Genomic DNA, 26,622 nt, shown 5'->3' on the forward strand with positions numbered 1-26,622 from the left:
TCTGTAGGGGCGTCTCGTGCAAGTAGGTGACGGAACCGCACGATAGCGACGGTAGCTTTTCACCGCAGCCATGTGACCCTCCACCATGGAAATCGCCGTCGTCTCTGACACGCACATTCCGACCCGCGAGACCGAGATTCCCGGCCCGTTCCGCGAGCGAATCGCTGCCGCCGACCACACAGTTCACGCCGGCGATTTTGAGACCCGCGCAGTGCTCGATGACCTCCGTGACCTCGCGACGGACCTCACGGCCGTCTACGGCAACATCGACCCGGCTGACATCGGGTTGCCCGCCGTTGCCGACTTCCGCGCCGAGGGCGTCCATCTCGTCGTCAGCCACGGTACGCTGAATCCGGTCGAAGCGGCCGTCCACCAGACCGACGCCACCACTATCGGGAGCGGCTCGGAGGTGTACCGTGCGGCCATTGCCGACACCGCCCGCGTCCGTGCCCGCGCGTGGACGAGTGAAGACACCGTCGTCGGCATCGGTGGCCACATCCACGAGGTCGTCGACGAGGAGTTCGAGGGGATTCGCGTGCTGAACCCCGGTTCCGTGACGGGTGCAGACCCCGCCGAGCGGCCGACGATGCTGACGCTCACACTCGATAGTGGAGACGTGGACGTAACTCTCCACGAACTCTGACCCCGGTGTCTCCGTCTGATTTGCGTCGTAGCTGAGGCCAACTCGAAAGCCTCGAGCGTGTCGCGACGGGAAAAAACAGGAAAGAGACAGAATCGAGCTTACGACGCTTCGCCGCCGAACTCCTCGATGAGTTCGGGAACTACGTCGAAGAGGTCGTCGACGATGGCGTAGTCGGCGATGTCCATGATGGGCGCGTTCGGGTCCGTGTTGATGGCGACGATGGTGTCCGAGCCTTTCATGCCGGCGACGTGCTGAACGGCACCGGAGATACCGATGGCGATGTACACGTCGGGCGTGACGACCTTGCCGGACTGGCCGACCTGTCGGTTCTTCGGGAGCCAGCCGTTGTCGACGATGGGCCGCGACGAGGAGAGGGTCGCGCCGAGCGCGTCGGCGAGTTCCTCCACGAGCGGGAGGTTGTCCTCCTCCTCGATACCGCGGCCGACGGACACGAGGATGTCTGCTTCGGAGATGTCAACGTCGCCGGAGCCGACTTCCTCGAAGCCGGTGACCGTCGAGCGGACGGCCGACTCGTCGAGGTCGAAGTCGAAGGCGGCGATATCGGCGTCGCCCGTGCCCTCTGCTTTCGCCCACTCGGCCGGGCGGATGGTGAGCGCGAACTGGTCGGCCTCGATGTCGACGGTCGTCTCGACCTTTCCGCCGTACTGCTCGCGAGTGATTTCGGGCGTCCCCGAGGCGTCGAAGTCGACGGCGTCGGTGACGAGCGGCACGTCGAGCTGGCCGGCGACGGCCGGCGCGAAGTCCAGCCCGTTCACGGTGTTGGCCATGAGCACGGCGTCCGGCTCGTGGGCATCGGCCATCGCGGTGACGGCCTGCGTGTAGATGTCGTGGTTGAACTCCTCCCCGTCCGCGACGGTGTGGATGGCGTCCACGCCCTCGCGATTCAGCTGGTCGGCGTACCCGTCCACGTCGCCGCCGATGACGGCGAGGTGGAGTTCGCTGTCGAGGTCGTCGGCGAGCTGGCGGCCGGCGGTAATCAGCTCGAAGGAGGGGTCGCGAAGCTCTCCGCGACGTTGTTCGGTGACGGCGAGGACGGTCATGCTCGGACACCTCCGGTGGAGAGCATGACGTTGTCAGACACGACGTGTCTGACTGGAGTCATCCCTCGACCACCCCCGAGTCACGCAGGAAGCTGGCAAGCTCCCCGGCGGTCTCGTCGGCAGCGCCCTCCCAGATGACGGCGTCGCTCTCGCTTTCCGGTTCGTACATCGAGGTCAGCTCGACCTGCGTCTCGAGCACGGACTCCTCCAGTCCGAGGTCGTCGAGCGTCTGCACGTCGAGCGGCTTGCGCTGTGCCTGTCGAATCCCGCGCAGCGAGGCGTAGCGCGGCTCGTTGATGCCCGTCTGAATGGTGAGCACGGCCGGTCCCTCCACGTCGGTCAGCTCCTCGACGCCGCCTTCGAGTTCGCGGCGCACCGAGGAGTCGTTTGCCTCCACGTCGTGCTCGAGGTCGTTGACGACCGCGGCCCACTCGAAGCCGACCCGCTCGGCGAGTGCGACGCCGGTCGCGCCGAAGGCGTCGTCGCCCGACTGGACGCCCGTCAGGACGAGGTCGGGCTCTTCCTCCTCGACGACGGCCTCGAGCAGCTGGGCCTTGGTGCCGGGGTCGAGGAACTCCGCGCCTGCGATGGCGTCGTCCCACACGCGCAGCGCGCGGTCTGCGCCCTTCGCCAGCGCCATGCGGATGGTCTCGTCGGCGCGCTCCGGGCCGACGGTGACGGTGACGACTTCCACGTCGTCGTTCGCCTCCGACAGCTGAACGGCTTCCTCGACCGCGTAGTCGTCCCACTCGTTGAGGTCGTACTCGAGGTAGCTCTCGTCGACGTCCAGTCCGTCGATGGCGAACTCGTCGTCCACTTCGGCCACCTCCTTTACAGTGACAAGTACCTTCATCGTTCTCGGTTACAATTGACGTCGGTTCGGGGTTAAGCGTTTCCGAACCGTGCTTACGGAGAACCGAGGAGAAAGCCCCGCCCTTCAGGGCGGGGAGGATGTCAATTGTCGTCGATGTCACCGACGCCTTCCCCCGGCAGCGAGATGAGATTCTCGCGACCGATACGGAGCTTCTCAATCTCGCCGGCCTCGTCCATCGCCGACAGTAGCTGTGACACCTTCGCGTTCGACCAGCCCGTCTCCTCGACGATGGTCCCCTGTTTCATCCGGCCGTCGTTCGCCTCCAACAGCCGGAGGACGCGCTCCTCGTCCGAGAGCAGCTCGGGGTCCGGCTCGTCGCCGTCGCCGCCGGCCGCTGTCGCTCCGGCCGTGGTCTCGTTGGTGTCGTCAGATGCGGTGCTCCCGCCGGCAACAGCTCCCGCAGCCGCGCCGTCCGTGCCGTCGTCGGACCCGCTGTCGGTCGTCCCCGGTCCGCCCGCGGTGGGCTGTCGCTGCCACCAGAGATACCCCCCAGCGAGGATGAGGACGATGAGGGCGCCGACGCCACCCAGTACCGCCGGGGATGGGCCGTTCGGTACCGGCGTCGACGTTTCGCCCGTGTACGTTATCTGTCCGAGATATCCGGGCGTGAAGCTCTGTCGCCCGTCCCAGCGCAACACGCCGTTGTCGACTGGGACCGGAGCCGTCTCGACGCTGTACCCGTCTGGCGGGCGAATCACGAGCGCTTGGTCGCTCGCGAGTCCGGGCAGCCACGTCCCGTCGGTCGTGTTGAACGCATCGCCGAGGCGGTAGCTCTCTCCGGTCGTCTGAGCGAAGTCCGTCCACTCGAACTGCAAGGAGAGCCGCCCGACGCGCTCGCCGTCTCTCGTCGTCGTGTTCGAGTCGTACTCGACGGCACGAATCGCCATCTCCCGACCGGGGGCACCGCGTGCTGCCGCCTCCCTGAACGTCTCCGCGTCGTACGCGAGATCAGCCTCGCCGGCCTCGAACCGCGCCGCGAGCCGCTCGAACGCCTCGGTTTCGTTTTCGGTCGCCAGTCGGAACTGCGTCGACACCGTCCAGTCTGCGTCGCCGCTGGGTGTCAACTGCACGTCGAAGGTCGTCGCCGCCGGCTGTAGCTCCTGTTGTGTGGTGTGGCCCGTCGCTACGCCGCCGCCCGCTCCCAGCGAGAGAGCGAGCACGGCGAGAAGCAACCACAGGAGGGGGCGGCGCTCGGACCGCATATCTTCGGATGTGCCGGCCGCCAGCAAAACGCTTTCCATCCTACTGACACTGCCACCTCGCGAGAGCGACGGGATTTTTATCATGGCCAGCCACGGTAGCCGTATGGCTGGTCCCCGCCGTGTCTCGTCCGGTCGTGGCCTCCTCGTCGCCCTCCTCGCGGTGTCGCTCGTCGTCTCCTCGGGACTCGCGCTCCCCGTCTTCGGGGCACCGTCCCCGACCGAGACGGTCCAAGCGACCGAGGCGGCAGCCGACGCCACACAGCCGGTCGTCCCGCAGACGAACACCTCTGGCTATCTCGCCCTCGACCCGGAAGCAATCGAGAGGAGTCGGACAGTGACTGTCGGGCTCGACCCCGCGGGTGCAAGCGCCGTCACGACGGCTCGACTCCGCGGTGAGTTCGAATCCGAGCGGCTCAGAGAGCAGTTCGCCAACGCCGCAACCGAGGAGACCCGCCGGCGCGTCATCGTGAACACGACCGCTCGCATCGAAGCGGACATTGACGCGCTCGAAACTCGCCAGCGGGCCGCGCTCGACGCGTACAATAGCGGCGAGATTCCGGCCTCGGCGTTCGTGCGTGAACTCGTCGCCGTCGACACGATGGCGAGTGAGCTCGGCGAGACCATCGACCAACTGTACACCTACGGCAGCGCGGTCGGCACGCCGGTCCCCGAGCGCGACATCGCTCGGATGAAAGGGCGACTCATCCCCCTTCAGGGACCGGTCCGCGACCGACTCGCCGCGCACATGGCAGACGGGACGCCCCGACGCGTCCACCTCACGACGGCCGCGGACGGGCTGGTCCTCTCGACGATAATCGAAGGCGAGTTCTCGACCCGGTATCTCCGGGAGTCGCTCGTCGGCTCCGCCTTCGACGACCAGTTCACCGACAAACCGATCAGCATCACTGAGGACTTCGTCCCCCGGCTGGAGGAGCTGTACCCGTGGGTGTTCGGCTCCGACCGCCGGTCGAACACTGCCTTGACGAACGAGCCGTACTACGTGCAGGCCGGCATCTACGGGATGGCCGTCAATCACCCCCACGGCGGCTCCGGTGCCGACGACCTCGTCGTCTACTACGACGCCGACACCGACGCCATCTTCCGCGAGATACAGCGCAAGGACGTGAGCACCGTCCCGACCGAGTCGGTCACCGCGACAAACGACGCGTACCGACTCGTGGTCGAGACGACCCACGCCGACGGTCCACTCGGCATCCGCGTCGAGAACACCACGACCGGTGAGCCGGTCGAATCCGGCGTCTACCTCGACGGAGAGGCGCTGGGCGTCACCGACGGCGCGACCCACTGGACGGTCACGCCCCGCGGGCAGTTCACGGTCACCGCGATGACGCCGACCGGAAACGTCACCGCGACCGTCGGGCCGGACACGTAAATACGGAGCCGCGCCAGACGGCGCATGTCACGGACACGAGCCGTCGCGCCCGCACTCGGGGCCATCTGTCTGCTCGCGGTTACTCTCCTCACGAGCCTCGGCGTCGGTGCGACCGCGATAGCGTTCTCGCCGGCGGAGCCGACGCCACAGGCGACGGTCGACCTCGCTGCCGCCGCCGACGGTAGCGTCACGCTGACGCACGCGGGCGGAGACCGGCTCCGGACCGACGAGCTCTCGGTTCACATCGCCGTCGACGGGGAGCCGGTGAGACACCAGCCCGCGATACCGTTCGTCGGGAGCCGCGGCTACGTCGGTTCGCCGTCGGGGGTGTTCAACTCCGCGGGCGACGGCAACTGGACTGCCGGTGAACGGGCGAGCCTTCGGCTCGCAACGAGTAACGCGCCCGCACTGTCCGCTGGATCGACCGTGACGGTAGTCCTCCGAACTGAGCGCGGTGTGGTCGCGCGACTGTCGACGACGGCGCAGTGATAAGGTTACGGCGACGGGACGGGCGATTCGGTCTCGGCGTCGGGTTCCGTCTCGGGGACGGTCGCGACGGTCGTGATGGCGCGGGGAGTTCCGGGTTTGCGCTGCTGGATATGGTGTTCGAACTCCTCGTAGCCGGCTTCGGTGAACATGCGGTCCCCCTCGTCCTCGTCGTAAAAGAGCATGATTGCGTCCGCGAGCTTCTGGAAGACGACCGAGTCCGGGTAGTCGGGACCGACCACGAGGACCGTGCCGCCGGGCTTGGTCACGCGGCGGAACTCCTCGAGTGCGGCGACCGGGTTGGGCCAGTACTCGATGGAGCCGGACGACCACAGTTTATCGAAGGTGTCGTCGGCGAAGGGGAGCCGCTCTGCGTCGCCACGATAAAATCGCACGTCGCCGTCGCGGCCGAACTTGGCGAACGCCTTCGAGAGCTGGCCGCCGGACTGGTCGAGTCCGTGTACGTCGTCGGTGTACTGGAGGATGCCCTCGGTCGCGAAGCCGGTGCCACAGCCCACGTCGAGCACGCGGTCGCCGGTCTCGATGTCGAACCACTCCAGCGCTTGGTCGCGCATCTGCTCGTTCCAGATGAACGGGTTGACGGTGTCGTACAGGTTCGAGAAGTACCGGTAGAACACCCGGGCACGCGCTTTGTTCTCCAGGAATCCCATTATCTGTGTATCGGTCCCGACGACCAAATGTGTGCGGATTCACCCGGTTACGCCGGCGCGCGTTCCGCAACTCCCATATACACTGTGGTACAATCCCCGCACGATACGAATATGGCGAGGCCAGATGTTCTCGAAGAGGTCAAGACGGCCGAGCAGGAGGCCGAGGAAATCATCGCGCAAGCCGAACAGGAGCGCGAAGAGACAATCACCGACGCGCGCCGCGAGGCCGAGGAGATTCGCGAGCACGCCGAAACCGAGGCGACAGAGCTGAAGGAGGACCGACTCGCCGAGGCCCGCGAGGAAATCACGGCCGAGGCCGACGAGATTCGCGAGAAAGGCGAGGCCGAACGCGAGAAGCTCAAGAACCGAGCGGCCACCCGCGAGGAGGAGGTGGTCGAGGACATCCTCGGACGATTCACGGAGGCGGTCGATGCTCAGACCTGAGCAGATGAGCCGGGTCTCGGTGACGGGATCCAAACGCGTTATGGACGAGGTCATCGAGACCATCCACGACCTCCGACTGTTCGACATGACCGACTACGACGGCGAGTGGGACGGATTCCAGCCCGGTGACCCGGTCGAGGGAGCCGACGACGCCTCCGAGAAGCTGGTCACCGTTCGTTCGCTCGAATCGCTCCTCGGTATCGAGGGGGACGACTTCGAGGGCGACCCGCTCCGACTCGACGACGCCGACCTCGATGACCGACTCGCGACCATCCGCACCGAGGTCAACTCCCTCGACGACCGACAGGACGAGCTCGAAAGCGAACTCCGGGAGGTCGAGGAGTCGCTCAACAGCGTCGAACCGTTCGTCGAACTCGGCATCGACCTCGACCTGCTGCAGGGGTACGACACCCTCACCGTCGTCGTCGGCCAGGGCGACCGCGACGAAGTCCGGCGCACGCTCGTCGAGGCCGACGGCGTCGACCAGTACCAAATATTCGGTGACGGCGAGACGCTGGCCGCCTTCGTCACGCCCGCCGACGCGGCCGTCTCGGACGCGCTCGTCAGCGCGGAGTTCACGCAACTGGAGATTCCCGAAACCGACGCCGACCCCGAAGGGTACGTCGCGGACCTCCGCGAGCAGAAGACAGCGATCGAGGCCGAACTCGAAGACATCGAGGGCGACCTCGCCGACCTCGCCGACGAGCACGCCGAGTTCCTGCTGGCCGCAGAAGAGCGGCTCACCATCGACGTACAGAAGCGCGAGGCCCCCCTCTCGTTTGCGACGACGCGCAACGCCTTCGTCGCCGAAGGGTGGCTCCCCTCCGAGCAGTATCTCGACCTCGCTGAGCGACTCAAGGACCGCGTGGGCGACCACGTAGACGTCGAGGAACTCGAACAGGCCGAGTACGACGAGGACGGTCACGCCGAAGAGAGCCACACAGACGAGGAGGTCGCCGCGGACGGCGGCCACGCAGAGCAGCCGATGAGCGACGGGACGCCGCCGGTCGTCCAGGACAACCCCGGCCCGGTCAAGCCGTTCGAGTCGCTCGTCGCCGTGTTGAACAAGCCGAAGTACTCGGAGCTCGACCCGACGATCGTCTTCTTCCTCACATTCCCGGTGTTCTTCGGATTCATGATCGGCGACCTCGGCTACGGGCTCATCTACATGGGAATCGGCTATCTGATGATGCGCTCGCTGGACTCGGATATCCTGCGAGCACTCGGTGCTGTCGGGCTGCTCTCCGGCTTCTTCACGGCCGTCTTCGGTGTGTTGTACGGGGAGTTCTTCGGACTCCACCAGCTCGGGTACGCGATTTACCCGAGCGGAAGCGCGCCGATGCACAAAGGACTCCAACCATACTACCAGGAGTACGCGCTCGCGTGGATGCTGCTCAGCGTCGTCGTCGGCGTGCTCCATCTCGTCACCGGGCGCGTGCTCGACTTCGTGAACAATCTCAAACACGGCGTCGGCGAGGCATTCATGGAGAGCGGCTCGTGGATTCTCTTCACCGTCAGCCTCTGGGTGTGGATTCTCTCACACACGGCACTCAGCGCCAAGCCCGACTTCCTGTTCACCTCCTTCGCGCAGGCCGGCCAGACGAACCCGGTGACAGGCGGGACCATCGAGGCCGGCGAGGTCGTCTACTCGCTCGGCTTCAACGGCTTCCCGGCGATCGACGTGTTCAGCGTTGCCGGCTTCGCCATCGACGCCGTGCTGCTCGTCGTCGTGGCGTCACTCGCGCTCGTCGTCAAGGCCGAAGGCGGTATCGGGCTCGTCGAGTCCGTCACGCAGGGCTTCGGTCACGTCATCTCCTACGCCCGAATCGCCGCCGTGCTGCTGGCGAAGGCCGGGATGGCGCTTGCGGTGAACCTGCTCGTCTTCGGCGCGTATCTGGAGGGCGGTGAGTTCCACCTCATCTTCTTCTCCGACCACGCCCCCGCCGCGGAGAACGTCGTCTTCTCCGGGCTGGTGAACGTCGAGGGCGGACTCGCGATGGTGCTCGGCCTGCTCGCCGGGATTCTCGTGCTCGTGCTCGGCCACATGCTCGTACTCGTGCTCGGTGTGACCTCTGCCGGGCTGCAGGCCGTGCGTCTGGAGTACGTCGAGTTCTTCGGAAAGTTCTACGAGGGTGGTGGCCGCAACTACACCCCGTTCGGTCAGGAGCGACGGTACACGGCCGAGGAGTAACCCAGCGTTTTCTCTTTCCACTGACTTAATCACGGCGCTTCGTATTCGGGCGCGTGAGGTGCTCCACGACGCGTTTGGGAAGGTTTATTTGATGGCCGCAACGACCTTGGCGTGTTCGGAAACACAATGTTCGAGATTGCCACCACGCTGTTCAGCAGTATTGCACCTCTACTACAGAGCGGTTCCGACGCGGCTTCTTCCTCCCCGGCGCTCACGGCATCCGGTGCCGCAGCGCTGTCCGTCGGGCTTGCGGCGCTGGCAGCGGGGTACGCGGAGCGAGGTATCGGGTCGGCGGCCGTCGGCGCGATGGCCGAGGATGACAGCCTGTTCGGCCGTGGCCTGATTCTGACGGTCCTGCCGGAGACGCTCGTCATCTTCGCACTCGTCGTCGTCTTCGTCGTCTAAACAGCGCAGCCAACTTTTCCAATCAATGAGCCTTGATACGGTCGTAGAGGACATTCGAGATGATGCCCGCGCGCGTGCGGACGACATACGCGCAGAGGGTGAACGCCGCGCCGACGAGATCGTCTCGGAGGCGGAGGCAGACGCCGAGGAAATCATCGAGAAAGCAGAACAGGACGCACAACAGGAGATCGAACGCGAGCGCGAACAGCGGCTCTCGTCGGCGAAACTGGAAGCGAAACAGGCCCGACTGGAGGCGCGCCGAGAGGCGCTCCAGGAGGTTCGCGAGCAGGCCGAGGACGCGGTCGCCGCAATCGACGGGGACGAGCGCGAGGAACTGACGCGCACGCTGCTCGATGCTGCCGCGACGGAGTTCGAGGACGCCGCGACGGTCGATGTGTACGGTCGCGACGGAGACGCCGACCTGCTCGAATCGATTCTCGAGGACTACGACGACTTCGAGTTGGCCGGCGAGACGGAGTGTCTCGGCGGCGTCGTCGTGGAAGCAGAGGGGTCGCGAGTCCGCGTGAACAACACCTTCGACTCCGTGCTCGAGGACGTGTGGGAGGATAATCTCAAAACGATCTCCGAGGAGCTGTTCGAGGAACGATGAAGCTCGGACAGGAGGACGGGACCGCGAACTACGAGTACGTCACCGCACGTGTTCGTTCGCGCCGCTCGAGCCTCTTCGACGAGAGCGACTACCGGAAGCTCGTCCGGATGGGGCCAAGCGAGATCGCACGCTTCATGGAGGAGTCGGAGTACGAACGCGAGATGAACGCGCTCGGAACCCGCTTTTCCGGCGTCGACTTGATCGAGTACGCCCTCAACGAGAACCTCGTCAAGCACTTCGACGACGTGCTCGACTGGGCGGAGGGGGAGCTGTACGACTACATCGCCCGGTATCTCCGCAAGTTCGACGCGTGGAACGTGAAGACGGTCATCCGCGGTATCTACTCGGGAGCGACCTCGACGGAGATCGACGACGATCTCATCGAGGCCGGCGAACTATCCGACGAGCTGCTCGGCCGGCTCGTCGAGTCTAACTCCATCGAGAACGTCATCGAACTGCTCTCGGGCACGCTGTTCGGCGACGCGCTCGAAGACGCCTACGAGCTGTACGAGGCGGAGGGGATTCTCGTTCCGCTCGAGAACGCGGTCGACCGCGCCTACTACGCGAACCTCCAGTCGAATCTCCCGCGCAACCCAAATCGTGCGGAGAAGCTGTACATCGAGTTCGTGCAGGCGGAAGTCGACTTCCGGAACCTCCGGAACGCCCTGCGTATCGCCCGGTCGGGTGCGGATATCGACCCCGTCGAGTTCTACATCGAGGGCGGTCGGCTGTTCGACGAGGACGAGCTTCGCCAGCTGGCGAACAACCCGGAGGAATTAGTCGCTCGCGTCCGTGACTCAACGTACGGTGACGAACTGGACGAGGCGCTCACCGAACTCGACGGCGCACAGAACCTCATCGGGTTCGAACACGCGCTCGACGCGGCGCTGCTCGAGTACTCACACACGCTGTCGAACCGTTACCCGCTGTCGGTGTGTCCGGTGCTCGCGTACGTCCTCGCGAAGGAGCGCGAGGTCGACAATATCCGCGCCATCGCACGCGGTCGCGAAGCCGGGCTCAGTCCCGAAGAGATCGAAACGGAGCTGGTCACCGTATGAGCCAAGAGATCGGAGTCATCGGGAGCCCGGAGTTCACGACCGGGTTCCGACTGGCCGGGGTGCGCCGCTTCGCGAGCGTCCCCGCCGACGAGAAGGCAGAACAGCTCGACAGCGCAGTCGAGGAGATGCTCGACGACGACGACATCGGTATCGTCGTCATGCACGACGACGACATGGAGTATCTCTCACGAACCGTACGACAGGACGTCGAAACGAGCGTCGAACCCGTGCTCGTCACGCTCGGCGGTGGAGCCGCCTCCGGCGGTCTCCGCGAGCAGATCAAGCGAGCAATCGGTATCGACCTGATGGACGAGGAGGAAGACTAACATGAGCCAAGCACAGGAAACCGACACTACAGAAAACGGTGTCATCGAGAGCGTGAGCGGTCCGGTCGTGACCGCCACGGACCTCGCCGCCCGAATGAACGATGTCGTCTACGTGGGCGACGAGGGTCTGATGGGCGAGGTCATCGAAATCGAAGGGAAAATCACTACTATCCAGGTGTACGAGGAAACCTCGGACGTCGCGCCGGGCGAACCGGTTGAGAGCACCGGCGAACCGCTCTCCGTGGACCTGGGACCGGGGATGCTGGACTCCATCTACGACGGCGTCCAGCGCCCGCTCGACGTGCTCGAAGAGCAGATGGGGGCGTTCCTCGACCGCGGTGTCGACGCACCGGGTATCGACCTGGAGAAGGAGTGGGAGTTCGAGCCGACCGTCTCGAAGGGCGACTCCGTCGCCTTTGGCGACCAGGTCGGTGTCGTCGAGGAGACGGTCCAGATCGACCACAAGGTGCTCGTCCCGCCACAGTATGACGGCGGCGTCGTCGCCGAGGTCCACGAGGGTGAGTTCACCGTCGACGAGCCGGTCGTCGTCCTCGAAAACGGCGAGGAAATCGCGATGCGACAGGAGTGGCCTGTCCGCGAACCACGCCCGACTCAGGAAAAGGAGACGCCGAAGACGCCGCTCATCTCGGGCCAGCGCATCCTCGACGGGATGTTCCCGATTGCCAAGGGCGGGACGGCGGCGATTCCGGGTCCGTTCGGCTCCGGGAAGACCGTCACCCAACACCAGCTCGCCAAGTGGGCCGACGCGGACATCGTCGTCTACGTCGGCTGTGGCGAGCGCGGCAACGAGATGACGGAAGTCATCGAGGACTTCCCGGAACTGGAGGATCCGGTCACGGGGAACCCGCTCATGTCCCGAACGTGTCTCATCGCGAACACGTCGAACATGCCGGTCGCCGCGCGCGAGTCCTGCGTGTACACGGGTATCACCATCGCGGAGTACTACCGCGACATGGGGTACGACGTGGCGCTGATGGCCGACTCCACCTCGCGGTGGGCGGAGGCAATGCGTGAGATCTCCTCCCGACTGGAGGAGATGCCGGGCGAGGAGGGGTACCCCGCGTACCTCGCCGCTCGGCTCTCGGAGTTCTACGAGCGCGCCGGGAAGTTCACCAACATCAACGGCACGGAAGGCTCGATTTCGGTCATCGGAGCGGTGTCGCCGCCGGGCGGTGACTTCTCCGAACCGGTGACACAGAACACCCTCCGTATCGTGAAGACGTTCTGGGCGCTGGACGCCGACCTCGCCGAACGTCGGCACTTCCCTTCGATCAACTGGAACGAGTCCTACTCGCTGTATCAAGACCAGCTTGACCCGTGGTTCCGCGACAACGTCGCGGAAGACTGGCCGGAACAGCGCCAGTGGGCCGTCGACACGCTCGACGAGGAGAGCGAACTCGAAGAAATCGTCCAACTCGTCGGCAAGGACGCGCTGCCGGACGACCAGCAGCTCACGCTCGAGGTCGCCCGCTATCTGCGCGAGGCGTATCTCCAGCAGAACGCCTTCCACGACGTGGCGACGTTCTCCGAACCGGAGAAGACCTACCAGATGCTCGGTGCGATCAAGGCGTTCAACGACGCGGCATTCGAGGCGCTCGAAGCCGGTGTCCCGGTCGACGAAATAACCGAGATCGACGCCGCGCCCCGCCTGAACCGGATGGACACCACCGAGAACTACGAGGAGTTCATCGACGAACTGGAAGCCGACATCAAATCACAGCTACAGGAGAAGTACTGAACCATGCAAAAAGAGTACAAGACAATCACGGAAATCAGTGGACCGCTCGTGTTCGCGGAAGTGGACGAGCCGGTCGGCTACGACGAGATGGTCGAAATCGAGACGCCGAACGGCGAGACCCGCCGTGGACAGGTGCTCGAATCGACGAGTACGTTCGTCGCGATTCAGGTGTTCGAGGGGACCTCCGGTATCGACAAGCAGTCGTCGGTGCGGTTCCTCGGTGAGACGCTCCAGATGCCGTTGACCGAGGACCTGCTCGGGCGCGTCCTCTCGGGGTCGGGCGAGCCGATCGACGGCGGTCCCGAAATCGAACCGGACGAGGAGCGACCGATCGTCGGCGCGGCGATCAATCCGACGGCCCGCGAGTATCCGGAGGAGTTCATCCAGACGGGCGTGAGTTCCATCGACGGGATGAACACGCTCGTTCGCGGTCAGAAGCTCCCCATCTTCTCGGGGTCCGGACTGCCACACAACGATCTGGCACTCCAGATTGCACGACAGGCGACCGTTCCGGAAGAGGGCGAGGACGCATCGGAGTTCGCAGTCATCTTCGGTGCGATGGGTATCACCCAGGAGGAGGCAAACGAGTTCATGGACGACTTCGAGCGCACCGGTGCACTCGAACGCTCTATCGTCTTCATGAATCTCGCGGACGACCCCGCAGTCGAGCGGACGGTCACCCCGCGGATGGCGCTCACGACGGCGGAGTATCTCGCCTTCGAGGAGGATTACCACGTCCTCGTCATCCTGACAGACATGACCAACTACTGTGAGGCACTCCGCGAAATCGGTGCTGCACGCGAGGAGGTGCCGGGCCGCCGTGGCTATCCCGGCTACATGTACACCGACCTCGCACAGCTGTACGAGCGCGCCGGCCGAATCGAGGGTCGCGACGGCTCCGTCACGCAGATCCCGATTCTCACGATGCCGGGCGACGACGAGACGCACCCGATTCCAGACCTGACGGGCTACATCACGGAGGGACAGGTCATGATGGACCGCGACCTCCACAGTCAGGGGTACGAGCCGCCGGTGAACGTGCTCCCGAGCCTGTCGCGGCTGATGGACGACGGTATCGGCGAAGGGCTGACCCGCGGCGACCACGCCGACGTGAAAGACCAGATGTTCGCGGCGTACGCGGAGGGTGAAGACCTGCGCGACCTCGTGAACATCGTCGGTCGCGAAGCGCTCTCGGAGCGTGACAACCGCTATCTCGACTTTGCGGACCGCTTCGAGACGGAGTTCATCGACCAGGGCTTCGAGACGAACCGCGACATCGACGAGACGCTCGACCTCGCGTGGAAGCTGCTCTCGATGTTCCCGAAGACGGAACTCAACCGTATCGACGAAGAGGCCATCGAGCAGTACTACCACGAGGGCGCCGAGACCGAAGCCGAAGAAGTCACGGCCGACTGACGCCGTTCTCCTTTCTGTCTCCCCCCACTCGCGAGCCGCCGGCTCGACGAACGTACCGCTCGCCCGCGTGAGGTGGTCGCTGGCGAAGGAAACGACTAACTCCCTCGCGTCGGAATGAGTCGGTAATGGCGACAGACGTCAAACCCACTCGGAAGAATCTGATGGCGATCGAAGATCGCATCGAACTCTCCGAGCAGGGCCACGACACGCTCGAGAAGAAGCGTGACGGACTCATCATGGAGTTCATGGATATCCTCGACCAGGCGAAGGATGTCCGTGAGAACGTCGACAACCAGTACGAGCGCGCCCAGCGCGCCATCAACATGGCGCGCGCGATGGAGGGTGACGTGGCCGTCCGCGGTGCCGCCTCGGCGCTCACCGAACACCCGGAGATCACGACGGAGTCGATGAACATCATGGGCGTCGTCGTCCCGCAGATCGAGTCCTCGAAGGTGAAAAAGAGCCTCGGCGAGCGTGGCTACGGCGTGCTCGGCACCTCCGCGCGCATCGACGAGGCCGCCGACGCCTACGAGGAGCTCATCGAGACCATCATCCTCGCCGCGGAGGTCGAAACCGCGATGAAGGAGATGCTCGAAGAGATCGAGAAGACCAAACGCCGCGTCAACGCGCTGGAGTTTACGCTGCTGCCGGACCTGTACGAGGCACAGGAGTACATCGAGCAGAAGCTCGAAGAACAGGAGCGCGAGGAGATCTTCCGCATGAAGAAGATCAAAGCCAAGAAGGAAGAACAAGAACGCGAGGAGGCGGAAGCCGAAGCCGAGGAGGCAGACGCCGAGGAAGCCGCGCTCGCCGACGACTGACGCGACCAGATTTCTCTTATGTTCGGGCGGTGAGCGGTCCGTATGGTTGCTACCACCCCCTCGTCGTCGCTGGCTTACTCGTCGTGAGCGCCTTCTTCTCCGCGAGTGAGACCTCCATCTTCTCGCTCGAGTCACACCGCGTCGCCGCGATGGGCAGCGACGGCACCGGGTCGGGCGGGACCCTCGCCCGACTGCGGGAAGGCCCAAATCGACTGCTCATCACGGTGCTCGTCGGCAACAACGTCGTCAACGTCGCCATCGCGTCGGTGACGACCGCGGCCTTGGTCGGCCAGTTCGGCCCGGAACGCGGACCGCTGGTCGCGACCGTCAACGACGCGCTCGATCTTAGACTTCCCGACGACGGCGACGCCTCCGTCGCCGACCTGCTCGCCCGTGAACTCGGCGAATCGCTCGATGCGGGCGATTCTGTCGCCATCGGGGACGCCCGGCTGACGGTGCGGTCGCTGTCGGACGACGGTCGGGTACAGCAGGGGCTGGTCGAGCGCAGCGAAACAAAGTGAAAATCGGTCGGCGTGCGGTGCGAGATGGGAGTGTGGGTTGGGCCTACTTCACATCGCGCCGCCCATGCCACCCATGCCGCCCATGCCGCCGCCCATACCGCCCATGCCGCCTGCGCCGGGACCGCCAGCGGGTCCGTCGTCGTCGTCCTCACCGGTCTTCCCTCCGACGAGGTCACCGGCCGCAATGACGTCGTCGATGCGCAGAATCATGACGGCCGCCTCGGTGGCGGACTCGACCGCCTGGGTCTTGACTCGGAGCGGCTCGACGACGCCGTCCTCCTCCATGTCGACCACGTCGCCGGTGTACGCGTCCAGCCCGGCGGTCGTGGAGCCGTCGGCGTGCTGGGCACGCAGGTCCACGAGCGAGTCGATGGGGTCGAGTCCGGCGTTCTCCGCGAGCGTGCGCGGAATCACGTCGATTGCGTCGGCGAAGGCCTCGACGGCCAGCTGCTCGCGGCCCCCGACGGAGTCGGCGTACTCACGGAGACCGAGCGCAAGCTCGGTCTCGGGTGCGCCACCGCCCGGCAGCACCTTCCCCTCTTCGAGGGTCGTGCGGACGACGCCCAGCGAGTCGTCGATTGCGCGCTCGATCTCGTCGACGACGTGCTCGGTGCCCCCGCGGAGCACGAGCGTGACGGACTTGGCCTCCTCGACGTCCTCGACGAAGACCTTGGTGTCGCCGCCGATTTCCTTCTCCGCGACGGAGCCGGCGAAGCCGAGGTCGTCCTCGGTGATGTCGTCGAGATTCGAGACGATGCGTGCGCCCGTCGACCGGGAGAGCGCCTTGATGTCGGACTTCTTGGCGCGGCGCACGGCGAGGATGCCCTCCTCGGCGAGGTAGTGTTGGGCCATGTCGTCGATGCCCTTCTGACAGAACACCACGTCGGCACCGACGGCCTTCAGCTGGTCGACCATCTCGCGCAGCTGCTGTTCCTCCTGGTCGAGGAACTGCTGGAGCTGGTCCGGGTCCGTGACGTTCACTTCGGCGTCGATCTCGGTCTCCTTGACCTCGATCGGCGTGTCGAGCAGGGCGACGTTCGCGTCCTCGACGAAGTACGGCATGTTCTCGTGGACGCGCTCCTTGCCGACGATGACGCCCTCGACGAGGTTGGACTCGCCGACGGAGCCGCCGACGACCGTCTGGACGTTGATATTGTCTGTGTCGATGCCGTCGCCGTCTGCGACCGCGCGCAGCGCGTCGACGACGAGCGCCGCGAGCGTGTCCTTCGCGTTCTCTGCGCCCTTGCCGGTCATCGCGGTGCCGGCGATCTGTTCGAGCACTTCGGTGTCGTCGGCGTCGACATCGATGGCGATGTCTTCGAGAACCTCCTTCGCCTTCGAGGCGGCCTCCCGGTACCCCTGTGCGAGAATGGTGGCGTGGATGTCCTGGTCGAGGAGGTCCTCGGCCTTCGCGAGCAGTTCGCCCGCGATGACGACGGAGGTCGTCGTGCCGTCGCCGACCTCGTCTTCCTGTGTTTCGGCGACCTCGACGATCATGTTGGCCGCGGGATGTTCGATGTCCATCTCTTGGAGGATGGTGACGCCGTCGTTCGTGACGACGACGTTCCCCGTGTCGTCCACGAGCATCTTGTCCATCCCCTTCGGGCCGAGCGTCGTCCGAACGGATTCGGCGACGGCCTGCCCCGCGGTGATGTTCATCGACTGTGCGTCCTTTCCAGACGTGCGCTGGCTGTCGTCGGAAAGTACGATAAGCGGCTGATTACCCATCTGCTGAGCCATAGACAATCGAATGAATGTTCGCGATTCTATATAAGTGCTTCGAACGTGGCCACCCAAAACCGCACGACAGCGCGCTACTCGTTCACACGACCCACCCGCCGATTACGTTTCCGGCTCCTCGAACTCCACGCCGTCGTTGTCCGGGTCGGAGTCGACGGTGAACTCGATGTCCGCGTCCTCCGGAGTTGCGGGACCGCCGTCGTTGAACTCGTGATACCCCATTCCCTCCTGTTGCATCTCGTTGTGCTGGCGTTCGAGATACGAGTACACCGCGCCGTGGGGTGCGCCGTCGATGATCATATCGACCGCGGAGCGAACCACGTCGACCTCCTTCGGGCTGCCGATGATGCCGAGGGTCTTCCCATAGATGACGACCGACGCCCCCGAGAGTTCCTCCATCAGCTCGCGGGTGCGGCCGTTCTCGCCGATGAGTCGACCCTTCTTTCGCTCGAGGTCGTTCTGGTTGCGGGTGACCGCGTCGATATCAACCAAATCGAACATCCGCATCTCGTTGTCGAGGAGGGTGAGCGCTTCGTCGGGGTGGAAGCCGCGGCCGATAGCGCGCACGATATCCGGACCGTTGAGCGCGGCAATCGGGTCGCCGACCGCCTCGATTTCGACGCTGCCGGTCTCGGAGTCGATGTTGAGTCGGACCTCTGCCTTCTCTTCGATTTCGCGCATCGTCTCCCCACCGGCACCGATGAGCACACCGATGCGGTCGTCGGGAATACGAACGTGTTGCATACCCGACGTTGCCGACCGAGAATGATAAGCGTTCGTTCCGACGCGCTCGGGTCACTCCACCGGTCGCTCGAAGAGGTCTTCGGGCTGTGATTCGTCGCCGACCTCGGTCGTCACCGTCTCGGTCCGTTCGAAGCCGTGGCCTTCGAGGAAGCTCCGCGCCTGTCTGTTCCCCGATAACACGCCGGCGCGCAGTCGGTCGACCGACTGGGCACGCGCCGCATCGAGAACCTCCTCGAGCAGTGCCGTCCCGACGCCCGCCCGCTGGTGGTCAGGGTGGACGTAGAGGGTGAACAGCTCCACCTCGTCGGCGAACGTCTGCTGGGCGGAGCCGAAGCCGACGACCTCCCCCTCGTGTTCGGCGACGAGAAACAGCAGATCATCGCGCTCGCCCAGCACCTCACGCAGGAACTCGGGGTCATACAGCCGGTCGACGGCCGTCTCGATCTGGTCGCGCGTCAGCGTGCCGGGGTAGGTGTCCCACCACGCCGCGTCCGCGACATCGCGAATGGCGTCCACGTCCTCGGGCGTCGCCGGGCGAATCTCGGGCATACCGGCTATTTGCACCCCGACGGGTACTACTTGCGGTCCGACCGCTCGATACCGCGGACGGAGCCGTCGGCCCTGACGTACCCGTGTATCGACGCCCCACCGGCGCGGTAGGTGACGCTCACGCACTCGTCTCTGATGTCGTAGTCGATGTCCCCGGCCGCGAGGAGCCGCCACGACGAGGTGGTCGTCGGGTCGACCCCGTTGTCGTACAGGAACCCCTGTACGGCGGGGTGGAAGACGAACGGCGTCGCCGCCGCGGTGCGCGACTGGCTGCCACACCGGTCACACCGCCACACCAGCTGCGGGGTGTCCTCGACGACGAACTCGCTGTCGAGACGGCCGGCGCAGTTGTCACAGAAGCCGGCGGTCAGCTGTTCGAACAGCGTTCGGAGCCACCGGTCGAGCGCGCTCGGGAGCTCGTCGGTTGCGTACTGAGCGAGGGTCCCCGGCGGGAAGGTGAACGCAATCTGCCACTCCTCGCAGTGGGGACAGGCGAGCCGGGCCACGTCGTCGGCGTAGCTGGCCGTAATCGGTGCGGTCTCACACTCCGGGCAGGGGTCGTTGATGTCGGTCGCGGCGAGCGTTGCGTCGGCGGTGTAGGTGCCGGCCACGAGCGCACCGACGACCCGGCGACCGGCGAGCGTGAGTTCGTAGCCGGCGTCCGTCTCTCGGACGAAGGTGCCGACCAGCTTCCGGAGGTGGTAGTTGAAGCGGCCGGAGTCGCGTTCCTCCACCTTGTCGCGAAGCGTCGAGAACACCACCGGCGGGTCGCCGTCGGCGAGCGCACGCAGAATATCCACCCGGAGCCGGTTGCCGAGCAGGCCGAACACCTCCTCGGGTGGCTCGTGTTCGATGGCGGGGTCGCTCATACCTCCCATTCGCACCTGCGTACAAAAACCTCGGCTATGGTTCTGGCTCCGGTTCTACCACGTACGATAGCAGATCCTCGCCCGTCGCGTCGTGGCCCTGCCTGGTGAAGAAGGCGGCAATGTTCTCACAGTCGCGTTCCAGAAACTCCCGGCTGTTCGGATGGTGGACGGTGACCGCCTGTCCCAAATCGAGCACGTATATTTCGTCGTCGTGGACGACGATGTTGTACTCCGAGAGGTCACCGTGGATGAGTCCCGCCCGGTAGAGCCGGCGCATGTACTCGCGGACGACCTCGAAGGCCGTCTCGGGGTTCTCGACCGACACCTCGTTGAGTCGCTTGGCCCGCTCGCCGTCGCTCCCGAGAAACTCCATCACGAGGACGTTACGCTGGACGGCGATCGGGTTCGGAACGCGCACGCCCGCCGCCTGCGCGCGCCGGAGGTTCGCGAACTCCTTGCGCGTCCACGCGACGACGACCTTCTTTTTGTCCGAGCCGATACCTTCAAACCGCGGGTCGCCGTCGAGATAATCCCGCATCGCGCGGAAGTCGGAGGCGTTGATACGGTAGATTTTGACGGCCACGTCGTCGCCGTCGCTGGCGGCGAGATACACGTTCGCCTCTTTTCCGGTCGAGAGCGGGCCGCCGAAAGCTCGGATGTGACCGTCTTGGACGAGCTTGTAGAGTGCCCCGAGCGTCGCGTCGTCGAACACGGAGGCTTCGACCTTGAACTGGTCTGCGTCCTTGATGCGCTTCCGAAACTCCTGGAACTCGCGGTCCTGCACGCGGGCGATTCGGTCGCTCTCGTCGTCGGACACGTCGAGTTCCTCCCACTCGTCGCCGGGCGTGTCGACGTCGTCCGCGTCGATGAGGTCGTAGTCGCTCACAGCGAGACGTGGCCCTCCTCTCGCAGTCGCTCGGCCGCACGGTTGTCGTAGCGCCACGTCACGTCGGCCTTCTCGTCTTGCCAGTCCCACGGCTCGACGAGCACGATATCGTCGTCGCGAATCCAGACGCGTTTTTGCATCCGACCGGGGATGCGTGCGGTCCGGTGTTTCCCGTCTGCACACTGCACCGCGACGCGGTTCGCCCCTTGCATCTGTTCGACGCGGGCGAACACTTCGTCGTCGCCGGGGAGGCGCAACTCCTCGTTGTCCATACCCGAACGTGGACACCGAGACGTAAAACGGTTCGAACTGCTCGCCCGAACGTGCGAATTTATCATGATGGGCCTCCCCGTCCGTGTATGCGCGCAGTTGTCTTCGATGAACCCGGCGAAGAGATGTCTATCGAGGAAGTACCGACGCCCGAGTGTCCACCTGACGGCGTCGTGGTCGAGACGGAAGCCTGTGGGGTCTGCCGCTCCGACTGGCACGCCTGGCAGGGCGACTGGTCGTGGGTCGGCGTCGAATCCAAACCCGGACTCATCTTCGGGCACGAACCGGTCGGCATCGTCCAGGAGGTCGGCCCGAACGTCGAGTCCATCGAGGTGGGCGACCGCGTGACGAACCCGTTCAACCTCGCTGACGGCTCCTGTCCGATGTGCCAGCAGGGCCACCAGAACGTCTGTGAGCAGTCCGTCCCGATGGGCTTCGTCGACTTCTCGAAGGGCGCTTTCGCCGAGGAGTACGCCGTTCACGCGGCCGACACCAACGTCGTCACCCTGCCCGACGACGTGGACCCGGTCGCGGTCGCCGGACTCGGCTGCCGCTTTGCCACCGCGTTCCACGGTATCACCCAGCGGGCCGACCTCGGCGCGGGCGACTGGGTCGCCGTCCACGGCTGTGGCGGTGTCGGACTTTCGGCCGTCCACGTCGCCGATGCGCTCGGTGCGAACGTCGTCGCCGTCGACCTGAAACAGGACGCCCTCGACAAGGCCGTGGAACTCGGCGCGACCCACACGGTCAAAGTCGACGAGGTCGAGGACGTTCCCCGCGAGGTGAAGGGATTCACGCCACGCAACCGCGGTGCCGACGTGAGCGTCGACGCCCTCGGTATCGCCCAGACGTGTCGCAACTCCGTCCGCAGTCTCTCCACGCTGGGCCAGCACCTCCAGATTGGGCTTACTACCAGCGAGGAGGAAGGCGAGGTGTCGCTTCCGGTCGATGAGGTCGTCTTCGACGAGCGCGAGTTTCTCGGCTCCTACGGCATGCCCGCCCACGAGTACGAGGACATCTTCCGGATGATGGACGCCGGCACCATCGACCCCGGCGCTATCGTCTCCGAGACCGTCTCGCTCGAAGAGGTTCCCGAGACCATCGCCTCGATGGGCGAGTACGACACGGTCGGTATCCCCGTCTGTAACGAGTTCTAACTACCTTTATCCGAGACGCCGCCGAGAGTCGGCGTATGGATATCGACGCAGTTCGCGAGTGGCTCGGGTCGTGCGGCGAGTACGGCGCGCTCGCGCTCCTCGCCGGCGTACTCGTCGTCGCAACGCGTGACAAACGCATCGCCGCCGGCGTCGCGACGGTCGTCGTCGGACTCGGTCTCATCGCCGGCGGACTGGTCGACACTGCCCTCGAAAAGATGGGGATGAAGGGGGCGCTCTAGCTCTGCTCGGTCTGTCGGTCGGCCCGGTGTTCGCTGATGAGCTCCTCCACCATCGACTCGGTCTGTTCCTGTTGCCGCTCGGCTTCGTCCTCGCGCCACCCGTCGAGCACCGTCTCCACCTCGGACTCGTCGGCGACGGCGAGTTCGTCGATTTCGCGAATCGTCACGCCCTCGGCCGGGCCGTAGGGGACCGACTCGGTGTGTAACACCTCCCTCGCCTGCTCGGAGAGCGTCCCGTTTTTGAGGACAATACGCGGGTCGATATCGGCCAGCAACTCGGCCGACGACCGCCCCGCCCCGGAGGCGTCACGCAGGAGGAGTACGTCGTCTTCGGCGAGTCCGAACGACTCGTCTGCGGCCTCGATGTCGCCGACGGTGAACTGTTCGATCGGCTTGACGGGTACGAGGTCGGTCTCCTCGCCGGCGACGCTGGCGAAGTTGGAGTGGTCCAGCTTCCAGAGCCGCTTCAGCCGTTCGAGCTTCGTCTCGACCTGCTCGGTCTGTTCGCGCTCGGCTTCGAGTTCCTCCTCCAGTCGCTCGTTCTCGCGGCGGAGCCGCGTCACTTCGCGGCGTTCACGCGCCTCCCGTCGTTCCTCTCTTCGGGCGGCCGATAGCTCCTCTTCGTACTGTCGTAGCTCGGCGTCCTTCTGTTCGACCGTCTCCTTCAGGCTCTCGACGTGGGATTCGAGCCGGTCGATGCGGTCGCGCAGGTCGTGAATCTCTCGTTCCTCTGCGGTGAGTTCGCGGGCGCGGTGTTCGACGCCGTCGTCGTCGTCCTCCTCGTCGATGACCATCCGGTCGACAACGGCCTCGACCGACGCCTCCTCGCGGAGGACTGTCGCGGTCACCTCGCCGCGGTCGAACTGCGGGGGAATCTTGCGCGCGATGCGCTCGAACTGGTCGGCGTGGGCGTCGAAGGCGAACAGCGCCGCCGCGAGCGCGTCCCGCTCGTGGTCGTTGTCCCACGACGCCTCCCGAGTCCGGTGTTTCTTCTCGTCGACGGGCAAATCGCGCTCCGGCTTCCACCCCGCCGCGTCGAACGAGCGGCGGAACTTCTCGACGGTCTCGGGCATCGGCTCCACGTCCGCGGCGACGAGCAGCGGCCGCCCGCGCTCGATGAGCCACTCGGTGATGGCCGCGCGGTCTGCCGTCCGCGTCGAGTGCACGTCGAGCGGGTTCCCGTCCAAGTCGACGAGCGCGACGGCCGTCGTGGTCCCGGGGTCGATACCGACGATGACGTGGTCGCGCCGCTTGACGAGCGGTTCGAACTCGATGCCGTCGCGGCGTTCGCGCTCGATTTCGACGCGCACGTCGCCGCTCCGCGACGAGGAGACGGGAATGTCGCTCGGCTTCGCCTCGACGGTGAAGACGGCCTGCGAGTAACCGCCGTACTTCTCGGTCACGTCCTGCTCGAAGTCGAGATTCGCCTCCGTCAGTTGGGACTCGACCTCGCGGCTCCGCTTGCGGACGTTGCCGTGGATGCGTCTGGTGTAGCGGTCCTGACTCCACCCGCCCTTGCCGGTCGACCGCCCGCGTGCGATCTTCAGTTCGGTGCGGTCGGCGAAGGCGGTCACCTCCTGTCCGACGTTGGCGGCCGCAAGGCGTGCGGCCGCCTCGGCCTCCTTGATCGGCTGTTTCCCGTAGGGGACGCCGTGGCGCTTTGCTACCCGCGAGAGCGGCTCCGGCTGTTGTGCGCCGGTCACCTGCACCAGCGTCGTCACCTCGGGGATGTCGCGCAGGAAGCGGACAAGCGCGTCGGTGTCCTCCGCGAGTTCGTACACGTTGTCGGTCGCGACGATGTCAGGCTGTTCGCGGTCGATGAGCCGCCGGAGCTTCCGGTACGACACCACGTCGCGGTCGACGTGCTCGCCGTCGAATGCCACGACCGCGTAGGAGGGTGCATCACCGCGGATGTCGCCACTCTGGATGTCCACCCCGAAGATGACGCTGTCGAGCGCGGTGGTGCGTGTGCTCACAGCCGAGGTAGGTCTGTCGAGTGAATAAATCTCTTGGCCGGTCACACGAGCGACTTTTGCCGGCGCGCGACCCAGAACGCTCGTGGAGTTACACGTCCGGTACGAGGGCGACGACGACCCCGAGAAGTGTACGGCTCGGAAGCTCGCCCGATTCGAGATGACGACGCTTCACGACTCCCCGCAGAGCGTCCCTCGGGGCGTCGTGCTCGACCCGCACGCTGAGCGGGCGCTCTCGCCCGCCGACGAGACGGACGTGCTCGTCGCGCTCGACTGCTCGTGGGAGACGGCCGACGCCGAGGCGTTTCAACTCGACGGGCCACACCGTGCGCTCCCGTTTCTCGTCGCCGGCAACCCCGTCAGTCACGGCCGCCCGTTCCGACTCAACACCGCCGAGGCGTTCGCCGCCGGCTGTTACATCCTCGGCGAGCGGAACCAGGCAGAGGCTATCATGAGCAAGTTCCGGTGGGGCCACACCTTCCTCGAACTGAACGAGGAGCCGCTCCGTCGGTACGCGAACTGCGCTGATTCCGGTGAGGTCGTCGCCGTCCAACAGGAGTATCTCGACCTCGCGGACGACTAATGCCCGAACCCTTCCGGCGGGTCGAGTGGACTGCGCGGCAGCGACCTGCTCGCCTCGGGGTCGTTGTACGCGCTCGGGGCCACGTCGTTCGGGCCGTCGGGGTAGGCGACCGAGGCCAGCGTCTGGATGTGGTCGCGGCCCACGCCGAGCTCGAACTGCCCGCCGCCGTACAGTTGCAGGTCGAGTCGGTCGGCCAAATCGAGGGTGTCGAACAGCGACTCGACGGTGCCGAACCGGGATGGCTTGATGTTCAACACCGACGGCTCGAAGGGAAGCGCCTGCACCGACGGAACGCCCGTAATCGGGTAATCCCACGCGACGCGGTCGCGTTCTCGCTCCACGACGTCCATCGTCTCGCCCGTGACGGCGGGGTCCTCAATAATCGCGTCGGGGAACGTCTCGACGATACGCTCGTAGAAGGCGGCGGAGGGTTCGGTGTCGACTTCAGTCCCCTCGTACAGCCCCTTCAGGTCGAGCACGCGCACGCGGTCGAGGTCCGTCAACCGTCCGAGCAGCGCGTCGTCCCACTCGGGCGTGGGGTCGAGCTTGAACTCGGCGTCAGGGTTCGCGTCGAGCAGCGATTCGATGCGGCCGAAGCCGTCGAGTCGCGTCGAGACGACGAACCGGACCGGCTCTGGTTCGGTGTCGAGCGCCTCGGCGAGCGTCATCTCGGCCTGCGACAGCCCCAAATCGAGCGCCGCAGACTCGAACGCCCACTGTCGGAAGGCTGGGGCGTGGTGCTGTGACGGGTCGCTCGGCCAGAGGTCGGCATCCGAGATGGCGTCCGAGAGACCGTCGAACTCCCACTCGCCGGTGAGGTCCGGGCGGGGGTAGTCGGCGTGGTCCTCAGCCCCATAACACACGTCCTCGCCGCGGCCGACACAGCCGTCGCCGGAGAGTTCGACCGTGGTCGTGACGCGGGTGAAGCCGCTCGATACATCGCGTTCGCGACGCGAGAGCGTGAGCGAGTCAACGGTGACGGGCAAGGAATCGACCATCGCGTAGCGGCGCATATCCGGATGGGAGACTCGGAAAGGTTTAACCGCGCGGTTCCGATATATCTGACATGGCCAGTTTCGAGGAAGCGGAAGCACGCACGCTGGAGAAGATGATCTGTATGCGGTGTAACGCGCGCAACGCACAGCGCGCCGACCGCTGCCGAAAGTGTGGCTACAAGAAGCTCCGCCCGAAGGCGAAGGAACGCCGCGCCGCATAATCCGCGTTCTTCTCCGCGTTTTTCCGGCCGACAGCGACGCCACCGAACCCCTTTTGCGCCATCCCCGAGAACCGCAGGGCGTGAACGCCGTCGAGGAGTGGCAGACGGAGCTTGACGCGGCGGGGGAACTCACTCCCGGAATAGTCGATGCCATCCTCTCGACGCACGGCGAGCGCGGCGCGAAGGCCATCGAGGCCGTCGCCGAGGCGCGCGTCAAGGAGTACAACGACTTCACCGTCGTCGTCGGCCACTCCGAGGAGCACGTCGTCGAGGACGGCGGCTGTCAGTGTCGCGACGCCCAGTACAACCTCGACCCCGACGACCCGACCGAACGCTGCTGGCACGCGCTTGCGGTCGCCATCGCCCAGCGCGTGGACGAGGTCGACCGCCACGACATGTGGTACTCCGACGTGCGCGAGTTCCTGTAACGCGGGAACGTGGACTTTCGCCGGCCACGCGTGTACCGCGAGCTATAGAGGTCCTGCAGACGGTGCGAGACGCGCTCGTCGACGAAC

At 65.6% G+C, this 26,622-nt stretch carries 30 protein-coding genes; 18 read left to right on the forward strand and 12 right to left on the reverse strand.

The window, feature by feature from the left end:
- Positions 1-85 precede the first annotated feature (85 nt).
- Positions 86-643: a metallophosphoesterase family protein gene (locus tag DMP03_RS00105; protein ID WP_152118716.1), complete on the forward strand. Its 558-nt coding sequence runs from the start codon at positions 86-88 to the stop codon at positions 641-643.
- A gap of 98 nt (positions 644-741) precedes the next feature.
- On the opposite strand, the gene DMP03_RS00110 is transcribed toward DMP03_RS00105, so the two are convergent.
- The 3 genes from DMP03_RS00110 to DMP03_RS00120 form a co-directional block, all read right to left on the reverse strand.
- Positions 742-1,704, reverse strand: coding sequence for an electron transfer flavoprotein subunit alpha/FixB family protein (locus tag DMP03_RS00110; protein ID WP_152118717.1), 963 nt, complete (start codon positions 1,702-1,704; stop codon positions 742-744).
- Positions 1,705-1,762: 58 nt separating this feature from the next.
- Positions 1,763-2,557, reverse strand: a complete 795-nt coding sequence (locus DMP03_RS00115) for an electron transfer flavoprotein subunit beta/FixA family protein (protein WP_152118718.1) — start codon at positions 2,555-2,557, stop codon at positions 1,763-1,765.
- A gap of 101 nt (positions 2,558-2,658) precedes the next feature.
- Positions 2,659-3,780 (reverse strand): helix-turn-helix transcriptional regulator, encoded by a 1,122-nt coding sequence (locus DMP03_RS00120; protein WP_152118719.1) that lies wholly within the window; start codon positions 3,778-3,780, stop codon positions 2,659-2,661.
- A 103-nt stretch (positions 3,781-3,883) separates the two neighbouring features.
- On the opposite strand from DMP03_RS00120, the gene DMP03_RS00125 reads away from it, so the two are divergent.
- Both DMP03_RS00125 and DMP03_RS00130 read left to right on the forward strand, forming a co-directional pair.
- A complete protein-coding gene (locus DMP03_RS00125; RefSeq protein ID WP_152118720.1) occupies positions 3,884-5,173 on the forward strand; it encodes a DUF7096 domain-containing protein in 1,290 nt (429 codons plus the stop codon).
- 24 nt (positions 5,174-5,197) lie between these two features.
- Entirely contained in the window at positions 5,198-5,662 is a 465-nt protein-coding gene (locus DMP03_RS00130; RefSeq protein WP_152118721.1) for a type IV pilin N-terminal domain-containing protein, read from the forward strand.
- Between the two features lie 5 nt (positions 5,663-5,667).
- Here the strand turns inward: DMP03_RS00130 and DMP03_RS00135 are convergent, their stop codons facing one another.
- Positions 5,668-6,330 carry a methyltransferase domain-containing protein gene (locus DMP03_RS00135; RefSeq protein ID WP_152118722.1) on the reverse strand — a complete coding sequence of 221 codons (663 nt, stop codon included), beginning with the start codon at positions 6,328-6,330 and terminating at the stop codon, positions 5,668-5,670.
- Between the two features lie 111 nt (positions 6,331-6,441).
- On the opposite strand from DMP03_RS00135, the gene ahaH reads away from it, so the two are divergent.
- From ahaH to DMP03_RS00185, 10 genes are all read left to right on the forward strand, one after another.
- Positions 6,442-6,774, forward strand: a complete 333-nt coding sequence (ahaH, locus tag DMP03_RS00140) for an ATP synthase archaeal subunit H (RefSeq protein ID WP_152118723.1) — start codon at positions 6,442-6,444, stop codon at positions 6,772-6,774.
- 4 nt (positions 6,775-6,778) lie between these two features.
- Positions 6,779-8,965, forward strand: a complete 2,187-nt coding sequence (locus tag DMP03_RS00145) for a V-type ATP synthase subunit I (RefSeq protein ID WP_225870828.1) — start codon at positions 6,779-6,781, stop codon at positions 8,963-8,965.
- A 126-nt stretch (positions 8,966-9,091) separates the two neighbouring features.
- Positions 9,092-9,370: a F0F1 ATP synthase subunit C gene (locus DMP03_RS00150; RefSeq protein ID WP_075937288.1), complete on the forward strand. Its 279-nt coding sequence runs from the start codon at positions 9,092-9,094 to the stop codon at positions 9,368-9,370.
- A 25-nt stretch (positions 9,371-9,395) separates the two neighbouring features.
- Entirely contained in the window at positions 9,396-9,980 is a 585-nt protein-coding gene (locus DMP03_RS00155; protein ID WP_152118725.1) for a V-type ATP synthase subunit E, read from the forward strand.
- Positions 9,977-11,038 (forward strand): V-type ATP synthase subunit C, encoded by a 1,062-nt coding sequence (locus DMP03_RS00160; RefSeq protein ID WP_152118726.1) that lies wholly within the window; start codon positions 9,977-9,979, stop codon positions 11,036-11,038. Before DMP03_RS00155 ends, DMP03_RS00160 begins: the two co-directional genes overlap by 4 nt.
- Entirely contained in the window at positions 11,035-11,364 is a 330-nt protein-coding gene (locus DMP03_RS00165) for a V-type ATP synthase subunit F (protein ID WP_152118727.1), read from the forward strand. The genes DMP03_RS00160 and DMP03_RS00165 overlap by 4 nt, the downstream gene beginning before the upstream one ends.
- Before the next feature lies 1 nt (position 11,365).
- Positions 11,366-13,123, forward strand: a complete 1,758-nt coding sequence (locus DMP03_RS00170; RefSeq protein ID WP_152118728.1) for an ATP synthase subunit A — start codon at positions 11,366-11,368, stop codon at positions 13,121-13,123.
- Between the two features lie 3 nt (positions 13,124-13,126).
- Positions 13,127-14,539, forward strand: a complete 1,413-nt coding sequence (locus tag DMP03_RS00175; protein WP_152118729.1) for an ATP synthase subunit B — start codon at positions 13,127-13,129, stop codon at positions 14,537-14,539.
- Between the two features lie 125 nt (positions 14,540-14,664).
- Complete coding sequence (locus DMP03_RS00180; RefSeq protein WP_152118730.1) at positions 14,665-15,360, forward strand: V-type ATP synthase subunit D; 696 nt, start codon at positions 14,665-14,667, stop codon at positions 15,358-15,360.
- Between the two features lie 29 nt (positions 15,361-15,389).
- On the forward strand, positions 15,390-15,881 hold the full coding sequence (locus tag DMP03_RS00185) for a CNNM domain-containing protein (protein ID WP_172967025.1): 492 nt from the start codon (positions 15,390-15,392) through the stop codon (positions 15,879-15,881).
- A 48-nt stretch (positions 15,882-15,929) separates the two neighbouring features.
- On the opposite strand, the gene thsA is transcribed toward DMP03_RS00185, so the two are convergent.
- The 6 genes from thsA to eif1A form a co-directional block, all read right to left on the reverse strand.
- A complete protein-coding gene (gene thsA, locus DMP03_RS00190; RefSeq protein ID WP_152119500.1) occupies positions 15,930-17,609 on the reverse strand; it encodes a thermosome subunit alpha in 1,680 nt (559 codons plus the stop codon).
- A gap of 114 nt (positions 17,610-17,723) precedes the next feature.
- Complete coding sequence (locus tag DMP03_RS00195) at positions 17,724-18,365, reverse strand: KH domain-containing protein (protein ID WP_152118732.1); 642 nt, start codon at positions 18,363-18,365, stop codon at positions 17,724-17,726.
- Positions 18,366-18,416: 51 nt separating this feature from the next.
- Positions 18,417-18,914 (reverse strand): GNAT family N-acetyltransferase, encoded by a 498-nt coding sequence (locus tag DMP03_RS00200; protein ID WP_152118733.1) that lies wholly within the window; start codon positions 18,912-18,914, stop codon positions 18,417-18,419.
- 26 nt (positions 18,915-18,940) lie between these two features.
- Positions 18,941-19,783, reverse strand: a complete 843-nt coding sequence (locus tag DMP03_RS00205) for a DUF7351 domain-containing protein (RefSeq protein WP_152118734.1) — start codon at positions 19,781-19,783, stop codon at positions 18,941-18,943.
- Positions 19,784-19,817: 34 nt separating this feature from the next.
- Positions 19,818-20,669 carry a serine/threonine-protein kinase Rio1 gene (gene rio1 / locus DMP03_RS00210; protein ID WP_152118735.1) on the reverse strand — a complete coding sequence of 284 codons (852 nt, stop codon included), beginning with the start codon at positions 20,667-20,669 and terminating at the stop codon, positions 19,818-19,820.
- Positions 20,666-20,941, reverse strand: coding sequence for a translation initiation factor eIF-1A (gene eif1A, locus DMP03_RS00215; RefSeq protein ID WP_152118736.1), 276 nt, complete (start codon positions 20,939-20,941; stop codon positions 20,666-20,668). Before eif1A ends, rio1 begins: the two co-directional genes overlap by 4 nt.
- An 87-nt stretch (positions 20,942-21,028) precedes the next feature.
- Here eif1A and DMP03_RS00220 point away from each other — a divergent pair, with 87 nt between their 5' ends.
- Together DMP03_RS00220 and DMP03_RS00225 are read left to right on the forward strand one after the other, a co-directional pair.
- A complete protein-coding gene (locus tag DMP03_RS00220) occupies positions 21,029-22,096 on the forward strand; it encodes a zinc-dependent alcohol dehydrogenase family protein (RefSeq protein WP_152118737.1) in 1,068 nt (355 codons plus the stop codon).
- A gap of 35 nt (positions 22,097-22,131) precedes the next feature.
- Entirely contained in the window at positions 22,132-22,335 is a 204-nt protein-coding gene (locus DMP03_RS00225) for a DUF7470 family protein (protein ID WP_152118738.1), read from the forward strand.
- On the opposite strand, the gene DMP03_RS00230 is transcribed toward DMP03_RS00225, so the two are convergent.
- Entirely contained in the window at positions 22,332-24,311 is a 1,980-nt protein-coding gene (locus DMP03_RS00230; protein WP_152118739.1) for a DUF460 domain-containing protein, read from the reverse strand. The two genes, DMP03_RS00225 and DMP03_RS00230, sit on opposite strands and share 4 nt — an antisense overlap.
- A gap of 82 nt (positions 24,312-24,393) precedes the next feature.
- Between DMP03_RS00230 and DMP03_RS00235 the strand changes: the two genes are divergently transcribed.
- A complete protein-coding gene (locus tag DMP03_RS00235) occupies positions 24,394-24,891 on the forward strand; it encodes a DUF367 family protein (RefSeq protein ID WP_152118740.1) in 498 nt (165 codons plus the stop codon).
- Here DMP03_RS00235 and DMP03_RS00240 read toward each other — a convergent pair.
- Positions 24,888-25,904, reverse strand: coding sequence for a hypothetical protein (locus tag DMP03_RS00240; RefSeq protein ID WP_152118741.1), 1,017 nt, complete (start codon positions 25,902-25,904; stop codon positions 24,888-24,890). The genes DMP03_RS00235 and DMP03_RS00240 overlap by 4 nt on opposite strands.
- Positions 25,905-25,957: 53 nt before the next feature.
- Between DMP03_RS00240 and DMP03_RS00245 the strand changes: the two genes are divergently transcribed.
- Both DMP03_RS00245 and DMP03_RS00250 read left to right on the forward strand, forming a co-directional pair.
- Positions 25,958-26,107, forward strand: a complete 150-nt coding sequence (locus tag DMP03_RS00245; protein ID WP_075937270.1) for a 50S ribosomal protein L40e — start codon at positions 25,958-25,960, stop codon at positions 26,105-26,107.
- Between the two features lie 80 nt (positions 26,108-26,187).
- Positions 26,188-26,535, forward strand: coding sequence for a hypothetical protein (locus DMP03_RS00250; RefSeq protein ID WP_197739269.1), 348 nt, complete (start codon positions 26,188-26,190; stop codon positions 26,533-26,535).
- Positions 26,536-26,622 lie beyond the last annotated feature (87 nt).

The organism is Halosegnis rubeus, from assembly GCF_009184545.1.
In the GTDB taxonomy this organism is placed as follows: domain Archaea; phylum Halobacteriota; class Halobacteria; order Halobacteriales; family Haloarculaceae; genus Halosegnis; species Halosegnis rubeus.

Bases quoted from the DNA above. Each gene is read 5' to 3' on its own strand.
- DMP03_RS00175 (WP_152118729.1), top strand. From the start codon at position 13,127: ATGCAAAAAGAGTACAAGACAATCACGGAAATCAGTGGACCGCTCGTG.
- DMP03_RS00130 (WP_152118721.1), top strand. From the start codon at position 5,198: ATGTCACGGACACGAGCCGTCGCGCCCGCACTCGGGGCCATCTGTCTG.
- DMP03_RS00145 (WP_225870828.1), top strand. From the start codon at position 6,779: ATGAGCCGGGTCTCGGTGACGGGATCCAAACGCGTTATGGACGAGGTC.
- DMP03_RS00135 (WP_152118722.1), bottom strand. From the start codon at position 6,330: ATGGGATTCCTGGAGAACAAAGCGCGTGCCCGGGTGTTCTACCGGTAC.
- DMP03_RS00120 (WP_152118719.1), bottom strand. From the start codon at position 3,780: ATGCGGTCCGAGCGCCGCCCCCTCCTGTGGTTGCTTCTCGCCGTGCTC.
- DMP03_RS00125 (WP_152118720.1), top strand. From the start codon at position 3,884: ATGGCTGGTCCCCGCCGTGTCTCGTCCGGTCGTGGCCTCCTCGTCGCC.
- DMP03_RS00220 (WP_152118737.1), top strand. From the start codon at position 21,029: ATGCGCGCAGTTGTCTTCGATGAACCCGGCGAAGAGATGTCTATCGAG.
- DMP03_RS00165 (WP_152118727.1), top strand. From the start codon at position 11,035: ATGAGCCAAGAGATCGGAGTCATCGGGAGCCCGGAGTTCACGACCGGG.
- DMP03_RS00105 (WP_152118716.1), top strand. From the start codon at position 86: ATGGAAATCGCCGTCGTCTCTGACACGCACATTCCGACCCGCGAGACC.
- DMP03_RS00240 (WP_152118741.1), bottom strand. From the start codon at position 25,904: ATGCGCCGCTACGCGATGGTCGATTCCTTGCCCGTCACCGTTGACTCG.
- DMP03_RS00110 (WP_152118717.1), bottom strand. From the start codon at position 1,704: ATGACCGTCCTCGCCGTCACCGAACAACGTCGCGGAGAGCTTCGCGAC.
- DMP03_RS00225 (WP_152118738.1), top strand. From the start codon at position 22,132: ATGGATATCGACGCAGTTCGCGAGTGGCTCGGGTCGTGCGGCGAGTAC.
- DMP03_RS00155 (WP_152118725.1), top strand. From the start codon at position 9,396: ATGAGCCTTGATACGGTCGTAGAGGACATTCGAGATGATGCCCGCGCG.
- eif1A (WP_152118736.1), bottom strand. From the start codon at position 20,941: ATGGACAACGAGGAGTTGCGCCTCCCCGGCGACGACGAAGTGTTCGCC.
- DMP03_RS00115 (WP_152118718.1), bottom strand. From the start codon at position 2,557: ATGAAGGTACTTGTCACTGTAAAGGAGGTGGCCGAAGTGGACGACGAG.
- thsA (WP_152119500.1), bottom strand. From the start codon at position 17,609: ATGGGTAATCAGCCGCTTATCGTACTTTCCGACGACAGCCAGCGCACG.
- DMP03_RS00200 (WP_152118733.1), bottom strand. From the start codon at position 18,914: ATGCCCGAGATTCGCCCGGCGACGCCCGAGGACGTGGACGCCATTCGC.
- DMP03_RS00245 (WP_075937270.1), top strand. From the start codon at position 25,958: ATGGCCAGTTTCGAGGAAGCGGAAGCACGCACGCTGGAGAAGATGATC.
- DMP03_RS00170 (WP_152118728.1), top strand. From the start codon at position 11,366: ATGAGCCAAGCACAGGAAACCGACACTACAGAAAACGGTGTCATCGAG.
- DMP03_RS00160 (WP_152118726.1), top strand. From the start codon at position 9,977: ATGAAGCTCGGACAGGAGGACGGGACCGCGAACTACGAGTACGTCACC.
- DMP03_RS00150 (WP_075937288.1), top strand. From the start codon at position 9,092: ATGTTCGAGATTGCCACCACGCTGTTCAGCAGTATTGCACCTCTACTA.
- ahaH (WP_152118723.1), top strand. From the start codon at position 6,442: ATGGCGAGGCCAGATGTTCTCGAAGAGGTCAAGACGGCCGAGCAGGAG.
- DMP03_RS00195 (WP_152118732.1), bottom strand. From the start codon at position 18,365: ATGCAACACGTTCGTATTCCCGACGACCGCATCGGTGTGCTCATCGGT.
- DMP03_RS00180 (WP_152118730.1), top strand. From the start codon at position 14,665: ATGGCGACAGACGTCAAACCCACTCGGAAGAATCTGATGGCGATCGAA.
- DMP03_RS00205 (WP_152118734.1), bottom strand. From the start codon at position 19,783: ATGAGCGACCCCGCCATCGAACACGAGCCACCCGAGGAGGTGTTCGGC.